At 47.5% G+C, this 12,936-nt stretch carries 8 protein-coding genes and 1 tRNA gene; 5 read left to right on the forward strand and 4 right to left on the reverse strand.

The features are described from left to right. Positions 1 to 28: 28 nt before the first annotated feature. Together glk and NQF87_RS02005 are read left to right on the forward strand one after the other, a co-directional pair. Entirely contained in the window at positions 29 to 1,012 is a 984-nt protein-coding gene (glk, locus tag NQF87_RS02000) for a glucokinase (protein ID WP_266126743.1), read from the forward strand. Between the two features lie 71 nt (positions 1,013 to 1,083). Beyond that, positions 1,084 to 1,719, forward strand: coding sequence for a phosphatase PAP2 family protein (locus tag NQF87_RS02005; protein WP_266126744.1), 636 nt, complete (start codon positions 1,084 to 1,086; stop codon positions 1,717 to 1,719). 1,277 nt (positions 1,720 to 2,996) lie between these two features. Here the strand turns inward: NQF87_RS02005 and NQF87_RS02010 are convergent. Further along, a tRNA-Cys gene (locus NQF87_RS02010) sits at positions 2,997 to 3,070 on the reverse strand. 141 nt (positions 3,071 to 3,211) lie between these two features. On the opposite strand from NQF87_RS02010, the gene NQF87_RS02015 reads away from it, so the two are divergent. Both NQF87_RS02015 and NQF87_RS02020 read left to right on the forward strand, forming a co-directional pair. Next, positions 3,212 to 4,705 (forward strand): TolC family outer membrane protein, encoded by a 1,494-nt coding sequence (locus NQF87_RS02015; RefSeq protein ID WP_323670704.1) that lies wholly within the window; start codon positions 3,212 to 3,214, stop codon positions 4,703 to 4,705. A gap of 96 nt (positions 4,706 to 4,801) precedes the next feature. Then, positions 4,802 to 7,507 (forward strand): valine--tRNA ligase, encoded by a 2,706-nt coding sequence (locus tag NQF87_RS02020; protein ID WP_266126745.1) that lies wholly within the window; start codon positions 4,802 to 4,804, stop codon positions 7,505 to 7,507. A gap of 95 nt (positions 7,508 to 7,602) precedes the next feature. Here NQF87_RS02020 and ilvD read toward each other — a convergent pair whose 3' ends face one another. Next, positions 7,603 to 9,456, reverse strand: coding sequence for a dihydroxy-acid dehydratase (ilvD, locus tag NQF87_RS02025; protein ID WP_266126746.1), 1,854 nt, complete (start codon positions 9,454 to 9,456; stop codon positions 7,603 to 7,605). 164 nt (positions 9,457 to 9,620) lie between these two features. Here ilvD and msrA point away from each other — a divergent pair, with 164 nt between their 5' ends. After that, the gene (gene msrA, locus NQF87_RS02030; RefSeq protein WP_266126747.1) at positions 9,621 to 10,160 is read left to right on the forward strand and encodes a peptide-methionine (S)-S-oxide reductase MsrA; all 540 of its coding nucleotides are present in this window, start codon (positions 9,621 to 9,623) and stop codon (positions 10,158 to 10,160) included. A 45-nt stretch (positions 10,161 to 10,205) separates the two neighbouring features. On the opposite strand, the gene NQF87_RS02035 is transcribed toward msrA, so the two are convergent. Beyond that, the gene (locus NQF87_RS02035; RefSeq protein WP_407651989.1) at positions 10,206 to 11,516 is read right to left on the reverse strand and encodes an ABC transporter ATP-binding protein; all 1,311 of its coding nucleotides are present in this window, start codon (positions 11,514 to 11,516) and stop codon (positions 10,206 to 10,208) included. Positions 11,517 to 11,527: 11 nt separating this feature from the next. Beyond that, complete coding sequence (locus tag NQF87_RS02040) at positions 11,528 to 12,856, reverse strand: ABC transporter permease subunit (protein ID WP_266126749.1); 1,329 nt, start codon at positions 12,854 to 12,856, stop codon at positions 11,528 to 11,530. Positions 12,857 to 12,936 lie beyond the last annotated feature (80 nt).

Here is a 12,936-nt window from a genome sequence, read left to right on the forward strand (position 1 = left end):
GCACATCTCTATGGAAGGGATAGATCACATGAGAGAAATCGTAGCCGTTGACATCGGTGGAACCCATGCCCGTTTTGCAATCGCCAAGATCAAGGATGGCCATGTAGTTTCCCTTGGGGAAGCGACAACGCTGAAATGTGCGGAGCATGCTTCTCTGGCACTGGCATGGGAAGCTTTTGGCCGTTCATTAGGGCGGCCCGTGCCGCGGGAAGCTGGGATTGCCGTAGCGTGTCCGATCACGGGTGATATCCTGAAGATGACCAACAATCCTTGGATCATTCAGCCTGCTCAGCTGGGTAGTCGTCTGAAACTGGATAATTTTGCTCTGGTAAATGATTTTGGGGCTATTGGTCATGCTGTGGCCCAGGTTGGTCCAGAGCATATGAACCATCTGTGCGGACCGGATGTTGAACTCCCGGCTAAAGGGACGATCACCATTCTTGGGCCAGGTACTGGATTAGGGGTTGCCACTCTTCTGCGTGGAGAGAACGGTTATCATGTTATCGAAACGGAAGGTGGACATATTGACTTCTCTCCCTTGGATGCCGTCGAAGATCATATTCTCCGTGCTTTGCGTGATCGTTTTCGTCGTGTTTCTGTGGAGCGAATCGTTTCTGGTCCCGGGTTGACGAATCTGTATGAAGTGATTGCTGAATTGCAGGATCGTCCCATCACGATCAAGGATAACCGGTCCCTATGGACTACGGCCATGGAAGGAACTGACACTCTGGCTGCTGCCGCACTGGAGCGTTTCTTCCTGAGTCTGGGCGCGGTCGCAGGTGATCTTGCTCTGGCTCATGGTGCGCATGGTGTTGTGGTTGCTGGTGGTCTGGGGCAGCGTCTGGCTCATATTTTACCTCATTCTGGTTTTTCTGAGCGTTTCATTGCTAAAGGACGTTTTGAGTCCATGATGAGTGAAATGCCGGTGAAAATTATCACGCATCCTCAGCCTGGCCTTTATGGGGCTGCTGCTGCATATGCAAGCAAAACTGCTCATACAACTGTCTTGTAAAAACATTGGGGGGCATGCTTCGTTAGAAGTATGCCCCCCAGATGCGTTGATATGGAAGGCATGATACTACGGTGCTTCCGTTAGCCGCTGTTATGACGGTGATTATTGGTCTGGCAGGGTACTGTGGCTGGAGCTCGGGGTATCATGTTTTAGGGCCGCAGGCTGCTTGGATAATTCCTCCGCCCCAACCTGATTCTGCTAAGGCACAAGAAGATAAGAGAATATATTTTGAAACTCGGAAGCTAGCCGGTTCTCTACGGTGGCAGCGGGCTGCTTTTGAAGCGAACTTAAGCGATAGTGAAACGGTTCAACTTTTTTTGAACAGGAGCCGGATTCAGATGACTCCCGGAGAGAATAAAGAGTTTTTATTATATCTCCAAAAGGCTCAAAAACTTGCTTATGTAGCCATGAAGCGTGAAAAAAACATCTGGCACAGAAGGCGTCCTTTTATTGATTATGGAGGGGCAGTTTGCACTTTTAATTATGAACATTTTTTTACGAACTGGTCGTATCCTTCGGGACATACCGTGCGAGCATATACGATTGCCTTAATATTAAGTGAGATGTATCCGTCTCGTCGAGAGATCCTATTAAAACAAGCATATGAATTTGCAGAAAGCCGCATTATTTGTGGGATGCATTGGAAGTCAGATATCAAAGGTGGAGAGGAGTTTGCTTATAAACTAGTTAGAAAAATAATCAGATAAAATTTCTACAATATCTATAGATGTACAAACTTATTAATTCTAATAATAAGTCACGCACTGAGGTCCGACCCACCGCCCATGACTACTGAGGGTCAAATGGGTTCGTCCCCCGGTCTTCAGTATGGCCCGGAGCAGGACCCTATACTTCCACCGGGCTGATAGCGCTGGAATCGCCATGGCCCCGGTGAAATGGTCAAGGTCTGCAACGGAAATTCTGATAGGGAATACGCCAGTGGGTGTTTTCCTTTTGCCATCCCTTCAATGCTCGTATCCCACGGGCTGCGTCTGCGTTCGCTTGTGAAGATGACATGACTGACCGCGCTGCGACTATCCCACCACGGCCAGCTGCCTTGACGCAGTTGAGAGCGAGCCAATATCCTTCAGATGTTCCCGTGCCTTCTCCGCTCCTTGTGTTAGTCCCGCCATTACAGAAGCTAATATGTTCAGTTTTGTGGCGGTACACTCATCATAACAGCTCTCATCATTTTCCAGCTTGTTTTGTCTTATTTGAAATTGGCATTGTGTCGCACACTAGCAAATACGTACACCAGTAGCAAATACCGCTCTAGCCTGACCAGTGTCGTGGTCTGCGTAATACTCTGGCCTCTGATAGAGGCTGCTGAACTGAATGAAGGAGAGGATGGTATAACCCTACCAATCATAATCGTCGTTTTACGCTATTTTGTGGCAACTTTATTTGCTCGTTACAAGGAAGCAATCAGCATAGTTTTATTCTGGCATACAAGGGACGACCATGTTTTGGAAGAAGTGGAGACGAGGATATGACCTAACAATGTCAGCATGTTATCTTCGATTGATTCTTTAATGGCGATCACGCATTTTAACATCTAAAGAAACGAATTATTCCCTGTCCAACAGTAAAAATTTTGGCCCCGGCGGCGGATGAGATAGATATCTGTTTTCAGAAACGCCCTTACTCATGTAGTCGCCCGGCCTCAGCTAGTGAAATCTTTTAGATATTTTCAAAAGAAAGTGTCTTTTGCACTATTGAATCGGTACTTCATTTACATAGCCTAGAACCGTTATTAGGGAGGACCAATATATAGAGGCCCTGAGAATCAGAGAGTTTGTACTGACGCTCTCTAGGTTTGGCTCGCTTTATTTCTGCATTCGTCAGCATGCTATCCCCTCCCTAAAATGTTTTACCCCCCTAAACTACCCCCAAAATTGTGGAATACAACGGGACTAATCGGAACAGTAAACACCTCGAAAATGGCCGTCCCACAAGGGTTCTGGGACGTATAGGGAGAATACAATGGAGGTCTGGGCGGGAATCGAACCCACATACGCGGATTTGCAGTCCGATGCATAGCCATTCTGCCACCAGACCTCATTGCTTTCTTACTTGTAATCGATCATGAGAAAAAGTCAACTGAGAAAAACCAAAAAGCCTCCTTCACTTATTTTTAAAAGCATTCTACGGTGTCACCCTCCTATTGGTGAATCAATTAAACTCGGCAGACTAAGATAGATGAATCCTACTCTCAGATTTTTTGTGAGAATCAAATTACCGATCCAATTCGGATTAAGCCTGTTTGCGATTACAGGAATGGGTAACCAGAAAGTATACGCTCAAGGAGTTATCCAAGGGTTCCGGAACAGTCCCGAGTTTGCTCCGCACACTCTCGAAGCTGCACTCGCTCTTGCTTACCTCACCAATCCCCAACTCCGAGAAGCGAGAGCCCAACTTCGCGCAGTGGATGAGCAAATGTCTACAGCACAGGCAGGCTGGAGGCCAACTATTTCGGCGAATGGGGCTCTAACCTACTACAAGGGGAGTAGTCGCTACACACAACAGACTGAGATTGACGGGAAAAATGTCAGACTACCATACACGCAGCGTTATAATAATGGTGGATACAACACTACTGTCTCTCTAAATCAACCAATTTATCAAGGAGGAAAAACCGTTGCTGGCATTCATATGGCCAGAAATCAAATATTTGCTCAACGTGCTCGTCTAATCGAAACTGAGCAAGAAGTTCTCTATAACACAATGAATGCATACGTTCATCTTGTGGCTGATATACAACTCTTGCAGGTTAGTATCAATAACGAACGTTCTTTACGTGAACAGTTGAATGCGACAAACAGACGCTTCCGTTTAGGGGAATTAAGTCGGACAGAAGTAGCCCAGGCACAAGGCGCATTGGCATCAGCTACGGCTGAATTACACCAAGCCGAAGGTGCCGTACAATCAGCCCAAGCCAGTTACCTTCAGACGGTAGGTGTTCCCGCTCCACCTCAACTCGCTTCCCCTCAGCCCTTAGCACTTCCTGTCCATACTGAGCAAGAAGCTGTGATAGAAGCTGTCCGTAATAATCCTAATGTCATCGCCGCACTTTTTAATGAAGCTCAACAAAAGGATAATATTTCTGTTCAAATGTCTGCAATCATGCCGAAAATATCGGCAGGTTTGGCGTATCAGCGTTCAAAAGATCAAGGGCAGGACCAGTCTCTTGAAGACAATAAGTATGCCACACTGAATCTACAAATTCCTATATACCAGGGTGGAGGCGAGTATTCAGCTATACGACAAGCAAGGCAAACCGCCATTGCTGCTCGTAATGAAGTAGATGTACAACGTAGGCTGGCCCTCCAGCAAACCTCATCAAGCTGGCAGCTTTATGAAGCAGTTAAAGAGACCCTTCAAAGTCATAAAATGGCTGTTTCATCAAATATGGCAGCCTTGGCCGGTGTAGAAAGACAGGCTCTCGTCGGTACAGCTACAACGCTGTCTGTTCTTCAGCAGCAGGCTACTCTTTTGCAGTCCCAACGCGCCCTGATCCAGAGTGTGAGCTCTCTGGTAACGTCGTCTTACGACATTGCCCGTGCTACGGGGCATCTGACCGCTGTGGATCTCAAGCTTAATGTGCCTCTGTATGATGAAAAAGCTTATTATCACGCTGTGAGAAACCGTTTGTGGGGAATAGGGGATTACAAAACGAATATTCCAGGCCGTTAGGAAAAACAGTTTTTAAAACCCACTCTATCGGCAAGTTTCTGACCTGATGATATGAACAGTCACACCTGACATAAACGCAATCACCTCTAGGATACCATGTCAAAACAGCAAACAAACATATCACGCACGCCATCCACTCTGGAAAAGGCCTTTATCCCTGCTCACTACGAAGGACAGCTTTATGAACAATGGGAAGAAAGTGGCGTATTTAATGCTGATCCTCAAAAAAAAGGAACAGCATATTCGATCATGTTCCCGCCCCCCAACGTAACAGGGACCCTTCATCTCGGTCATGCCCTGACCTTTACGCTGCAGGATATCCTCATACGCTGGCAAAGAGAGAAAGGGAGCAACGTTCTCTGGCAGCCTGGAACAGATCATGCTGGTATCGCCACTCAGATGGTTGTTGAACGAGCATTGGATCAGGAAGGCATCAGGCGCAAAGAGCTTGGCCGTCCCGGATTCATTAACCGTGTCTGGGAATGGAAAAATAAATATGGTGGTACCATCATTAGACAGCTGCGACGTCTGGGAGCATCTGCAGACTGGACACGTGAACGCTTCACGATGGATGAAGGTCTTTCTCGTGCGGTTCGTAAAGTATTCGTCCAACTTTATAAAGAAGGACTGATTTATAGAGACCGCCGCCTAGTCAACTGGGACCCTGTTTTCCATTCAGCCATTTCTGATCTGGAAGTGGAAAATAAGGAAACCAGAGGCTCCATGTGGCATATCCGTTATCCTCTGGAGAACGGTAAAACAATTACGATTGCAACAACTCGGCCAGAAACCATGCTCGGTGACGTCGCTGTTGCTGTTAATCCTGAAGATGAGCGTTATACATCCCTGATTGGCCAAAAAGTCATTCTGCCTTTGACAGGACGACATATACCTATTGTTGCTGACGAACATTCTGACCCAGTGAAAGGAACAGGGGCTGTCAAAATTACCCCAGCTCATGACTTTAATGATTTTGAAGTCGGAAAACGTCATGGACTGCCTGCCCCAACCATTCTGGATGAAGGAGCCTGCATCTGGCTGGATGAAATCCGATCAGACCTGAAAGAACATGATGGCGTAAGCGATATAACTTTCGTGCAGTCACTGGAGGGACTCCATCGAGACGAAGCACGAACAAAAATTATTACACGCTTGGAAGAATTAGGCTGGCTGGAAAAAATTGAACCCCATATCCTTCAGGTACCAACCGCCGAACGAGGAGGGGCCATTGTTGAACCACGTCTGACACTGCAATGGTATTGTGATGCGCCTGCACTGGCCAAGCCTGCAGTTGATGCCGTCAAAAACGGTAAAATGATCTTCGAACCTCGGCAGTGGGAAAATACTTTCTTTGCATGGATGCGAGACCTCCAGCCATGGTGCATAAGTCGGCAGCTCTGGTGGGGGCACCAGATACCGGCATGGTATGGTTCAGACGGCCAGACTTATGTAGCTGAAACAGAGGAAGAGGCCCAGAAGCAGGCAGGCCCGTCCATTACGCTGATACGGGATGAAGACGTCCTCGATACATGGTTCAGTTCAGCACTCTGGCCGTTCACTACCTTGGGCTGGCCAGATAAAACTGATGTTCTGGAATTTTATTACCCTACCAGCACACTCGTAACAGGTTTTGATATCATTTTCTTCTGGGTATCCCGGATGATGATGATGGGTATTCACTTCATGGGGGAAGTCCCTTTCCGCAAAATATTGATTCATGGGCTTGTCCGTGACGAAAAAGGGCAAAAAATGTCCAAGTCTCGTGGCAATGGGATCGATCCACTGGACCTGATTTCAGAATATGGAGCAGATGCAACGCGTCTTGCCATTGCTGCTGGGGCAGGTCTCGGCCGTGACATCAAATTGGGCCGTAATCGTGTTGAAGAACACCGTGCCTTCATCACAAAATTATGGAATGCATCTCGATTCCTCCAGATGAATGGTGTGGAACCAAAATCTGATTTCGATCCATCCAGTGTTCAATCCACATTGGCACGTTGGATTCTGGCAGAAGCCCGTAAAGCCGTAAACCAGGCTGATGCCGCATTGGAATCTTCCCGATTCGATGAATACATCCGTTGCTGCTACAGTTTTGTCTGGAATATTTTCTGCGACTGGTTTGTAGAATTTTCGAAGCCAACTTTCCGCGCAGGTGGACATGAAGCTGAAGAACTCAAAGCAGCAGCAGCCCATGTCTTGGGCATTATTCTACGCATGATGCACCCGGCCATTCCTTTTGTAACAGACACACTCTGGCAGAAATTGGGATATTCCGGGCCGTTTGAAATTAATGGCTGGCCCGATCTCCCACAAATGACAGACGCTGAGGAGGCCTCAGATGAAGTCACCTGGATCATTCGTCTAATTAGCGAAGTCCGAACAGTGCGTTCAGAAATGAATGTACCTCCCTCTCAGAAAGCTCCCATACTGTTGCGTGATGCTTCCAGTAAGACGATTGCACGGGCCAAGAAATGGCAGGCTGTCATTGAACAGATGGCTCGTGCATCTGAAGTCACTACGCTAACAAGTGAACCTCCCAAAATGGCGGCCCAACTGGTTATAGATGAGGCAACAATTTTCCTTCCTCTGGAAAGTGTGATCGATCTCGATGCGGAAAGGAATCGTCTGAGCAAAGAAATTGCACGTCTACGGAGTGAAATTGGTAAGGTTGAGAAAAAACTTTCCAATAAAAATTTTGTTGCTCGTGCCAAGCCTGAGATTGTACAGGAGAATCGGGATCGTTTGGAAAGTTTCCAGCAAGAACTGACCAAACAGACTGTCGCTCTTGGTCGTATCAGTTAAGGACATCTCATTAAAATGGCCCGCTCTCTTATCTAAGGGAGCGGGCCATTGTCTGAAACTGAAAGGGGAAAAAGACTATTTTCCCCTTGTGATTTTCAACGCTTCTTTATGATGATCTGAGAAAGATCCCGAACGGCACCATGGGCTGCACTGGTTGTTATGGCAGCATAAGCCTGTAAGGCTGTGGAAACAGTGCGTTCACGCTGAGGCTGCCAGCCAGCTATTCCTTTTTGATGCATGGCAGCACGACGTAGCCCAAGTTCATCATCCGATACATCCAGATGCAGTAGTCTTCTTGGAATATCAATAAGAATATCGTCACCTTCTTCAACAAGACCGATCAGGCCACCTTCTGCGGCTTCTGGAGAAATATGACCAACTGAAAGGCCGGAACTTCCCCCAGAGAAACGGCCATCTGTAATCAGAGCACAGACTTCTCCCAATCCCATGGATTTCAGGTAACTTGTTGGATACAGCATTTCCTGCATACCCGGTCCACCTTTAGGCCCTTCATATCGTATGACGACAACATCCCCCGGGATGATTTTCTTACCCAGAATGGCATTCACGGCAGCATCCTGACTATCAAAAACCCGAGCACGACCTTTAAATTTCAGGATATTCTCCGCAACGCCTGCCGTTTTAACAATCGCCCCATCCAGAGCCAGATTCCCGTACAGAACGGCAAGACCTCCATCCTGCGAGAAAGCATGTTTCCGATTCCGTAACACACCCGCCTGGCGATCTTTGTCCAGTTCCTTATAAGAACTGTTCTGCGAAAAAGCCTCAACAGTACGGACTCCACCAGGAGCCGCACGGAATAATGCCTCCGCTTCTTCATGATTCTGAACGATATCCCATTTTTCCAGAGCATCAGCCAGAGTAGGAGAGTGAACTGTCGGAACGGTCGTATCAAGCAGTCCCGCCCGATCCAGTTCGCCCAGAATTGCCGGGATACCACCAGCTCTATGGACATCTTCCATATGTACATTGGCAACCGACGGAGACACTTTGCAAAGGTGAGGGACTTTTCGAGAAAGAGCATCAATATCATTCATCGTAAAGTCGACACCTGCCTCATGCGCAGAAGCCAAAAGATGAAGCACGGTATTCGTGGACCCCCCCATGGCGATGTCCAGTGTCATGGCATTCACGAAAGCTGCCTTTGTAGCAATACCACGAGGCAAGGCCGTAACATCATCATGTTCATACCAGCGTCTGGCCAGTTCCACACTCAGACGCCCAGCCTTCAGAAACAGCTCTTTTCGTTGACTATGAGTTGCCAGAAGCGAGCCATTTCCTGGCAGAGAAAGTCCCAGAGCCTCTGTCAGACAGTTCATGGAATTGGCTGTGAACATACCAGAGCAGGACCCACATGTCGGACAGGCAGACCGTTCCACCTGTTCAGAAATATCATCACTGATCCGGTCATCAGCAGCTGCAACCATGGATGTCACAAGATCAACAGCACGTTCAATACCATCCATGTCGGCCTTTCCAGCCTCCATAGGACCACCAGATACAAAAACCGTTGGGATGTTCAGCCGCAGAGATGCCATGAGCATGCCCGGCGTTATTTTATCGCAGTTGCTGATACAGACGAGAGCGTCAGCACAATGTGCGTTGACCATATATTCAACAGAATCAGCAATCAGTTCCCGTGAGGGGAGGGAATACAGCATTCCCCCATGTCCCATGGCGATGCCATCATCCACGGCAATCGTATTGAATTCTTTGGCCACACCACCTGCTTCTTCTACAGCTGAAGCAACCAGTGCTCCCATATTTTTGAGATGCACATGACCAGGCACAAATTGGGTAAAGGAATTGGCTATGGCAATGATGGGTTTACTAAAATCATCGTCCTTCATGCCCGTCGCCCTCCAGAGGGCACGGGCACCTGCCATGTTACGGCCGTGAGTGCTTGTATGAGAGCGATAAGCGGGCATTGAAAAACCTCTTCAGGAAAAAACGTCTGATGGCGTCTTATCGTAAGAAACAGAATTATAACATACGAAATTTGAAATATATGAAAAGCATATGACACCCCTCTAGGTTTCTGTTCTTCCACGAACCATATGGGATGATAACATCCAATAGGAGTGAGACCAGCATGACACAGACATCATCCATCATTCTCGGAGGCGGCTGCTTCTGGTGTGTTGAAGCCATTTTTACAGGGCTTAAAGGTATCGTTTCAGCCAAACCAGGCTATGCGGGAGGTCATACGGAACACCCCAGTTATAAAGACGTCTGTACAGGGAAAACCGGGCATGCAGAGGTTGTTCAGGTTATCTTCAATCCCGAAGAAATCAGTTTAAAAGATATTTTGAGGGTATTTTTTACCACTCATGATCCGACCCAGCTCAACCGCCAGGGGGATGACATGGGAACGCAATATCGTTCTGTCATTTTTGGTGATAACGCCCAGCAAGCTTCTGCCCGTACAATCCGCGATGAGATCGCAGAACAGAATATCTGGGGAGGAGAAATTGTAACATCTATTGAAGGGCCAACTCACTTCTGGGAAGCTGAAGAGAGTCATCATGACTATTTTGCACGTAACCCGGAAACGGCCTATTGCGCCGCAGTTGTTGCACCAAAAGTTGCCAAGGCCCGGAAACTCTATCGGGATAGATTAAAAACAGTCTGACCACTGGTACGTGAAGGGAAGCTCTTTTATATGGAGAGACTTCCCTCATTCACCTTCTTCCAGCAGAACCAAGTCCGTTTCCTCATCATAGCAGAATAGATTAGCGTAACGTGCCCATGATATGGCTGCGTTGAGCGTCTGCCGCGCATATGTCGCGGACATGGAATTTTCCAACTTGCGTCGAAAGAGGCCAGCATCCGTGGCGTGGCTAGCCCGCTCATCAAGTGTTCCTCGGATCAATTTCAGGAGCGGGACGGAATGAAGCAGTGCAGCCCGCATGATGTCACGCCGCGCATCCGCATCAGCTTCCACAAAAACACGCCCTGTATTGGTCAGCATGATGTCACCATCTTCCAGTTCGGCCAAATCCAGAAGCTGTAACGTTTCCCCTAAGGGGAACAGGTCATCAAGTGTCATCTGCAGCTGATTGGCCAGTTCCGGCAGGTCAGCTCGACCAGATAAAGGCTCATGGTTCAAAGATTCCATCAGCCCCACTAATAGTTCAATAGAAATATCAGGCAGTACGATGAAAGAATCGCTCTCATTCTGTACCTCTCCCTGCCCAGGTAAAGCCAGTTCAGCTTCTGAAACACTGGGAGCACGCAACGTCATGAGTGTATATATCTGATCTACAAAATGTCGAAAGTCGTCAGCCTGTCGGTTGCGCGGATGAGGAAAAGGAACAACGATCTCATGAGTGATACGCCCTGGCCCGGACGAAAAAAGCAGAATCCTGTCACACATCAGCACAGCTTCTTCTATGGCATGTGTTGCCAGGACCATAGCCTTGAGTGGTCCAAGACGGTGTTCCTGCCATAATTCAATCAGGTCAGTCCGCAGATTTTCTGCACTCAGATGGTCAATATTCAGAAATGGCTCATCAAGCAATAATACTTCAGGCTGTCGTGCAAGAGCACGGATCAGGGATGTGCGTTCTTCTAATGCATCAGATAATTCACGAGGATAGGCTCCTTCGTATCCGTCCATATCAAGCACTTCAATAATAGCACTAGCTATCTTCTCCCGTTCCTCTTTAGGCCAGCGTTTTCCTTCGAGGGCCAGAAGAATATTTTCTCGAACTGTCAACCACGGGAAAAGTACATCATCCTGTAAAATAATTGATACTTTCTCAAGATCCTGAGCTATTGCCCTCTCATTCCTCCAGAAGACTCTTCCTTTTCGAGGGGCTTCAAGACCTGCCATAATTTTGAGAAGACTTGACTTGCCTGATCCTGAACGCCCGACCAGACCCAGAATCTCACCTTCACGGACTTCCATGTTGATCTGTTCAACAATTGGTACGTCCTGATTTCGTGATTTGTGTGCAAATTGGGCACAATCAACCAAGCGTAAAATACCATTCACAGCTAGATCCTATACCGATGTGACATGCGTTCCTGTAAAGGAATAAAAACTCCCCAACGTACTGAAATAGCTAACAGGGTCATCAGAATCAGGAGTATTCCCTGCATCCCATAAGTATGGGCCTGAAGAATAGTCAGATGATACGTTCCCTGTTTCAGAAGGGCTATCATATAGACATTGTCCCAAAAAAAAGGCAGTGCCATGATAGCTGCCTGCAAAAGAGCCGGGGATAGTAGAGGAAAACGAATATCTTTCCATCGAGACAGTAAAGGAAGACGTAGATATCGTCCCATCATGACAAACTGTCTTCCTGAAGCATTTGAATCATACAGGAAGAAGGCCCAGCCACTTATGCTCACAATGGCCAAGGCCGGTACGATAAATGCCAAATAGGAAACAGGAAATACCATATAGAATAGAAAGACAGGAATAAGAGCAGCAATCAGACAACATTTCCGAAATTTTTTTCTTATATCCATAGATAGTCCCAGTAAAAGGCCGCCAACCACTCCCCAAAAAATACCGTTCATCAGAATAGCAACAAGCAATGCAATGAATGGCCCCGGAAAGCCCCAAAAACCACAAGATAACAGAATAGATGCCAATAATGTTCCCGTCGCTCCGGCAACATAATGTGTTCGACAGAATGACGGGCGATCATTATATTTATCTATTTCAGCTTTTGCCAGATCGCATACGGCATAGTGACGCCCATATCCTCGTAATGGTCTGATAAAACCATGCTGTACAAGAAAAATAAGCATCATCATAAGTGCCAATATACCAAAGGCAACCAACTGTTCCTTCCTCTGTACGGCCTGAAGAAACATTTTTCCCAATCCCGGCGAGGTGTGAGGAAGAAACAGAGATACGGCCAGCTCTCCTCCCAAAATCTGTAACCAGAATCCAGGAAGCCCACGCAACACAGTCCGAACAAGATCAGGAAATGCAAAAGGCATGTGTAAACGCCAGAAACTTTGCCAGCGATCCAACCGTAAAGCACGTGCCGTTTTCAGATAACTGGAAGGTATTTCATTTCCAGCTTTTAAACTCTCATGAACAGTGCGTGCCAGAAGACTGTAACAGGCCACGCCTGCCACACTCCAGAAGGAGGGGAAGATGGCACAGAAAAAACCAAGCAGACAGAAAGCTGGTATCTCGGCCAGAACGACTGTAAGTTTCGTTAGCACCCGTTTCAGATATGTAGAACAGGCTGCAATAGATAGAAGAAGGCAATATCCTAAAACAACAAATAATAAGGCGGTTGCTACCTTACCTAGGGTCCACAACATATCTTCCCACGGGGTAGGAAGTGGGGAAAGAGGCAGCACCCCACATCCCCGACAGAGACCATACAGGGCCCCCAGGATCAGAATGCAGCAGGACAGGCCACTTCCATAGCCACCTAGAA

The organism is Bombella dulcis, assembly GCF_026385505.1.
Classification (GTDB): Bacteria; Pseudomonadota; Alphaproteobacteria; order Acetobacterales; family Acetobacteraceae; genus Bombella; species Bombella dulcis.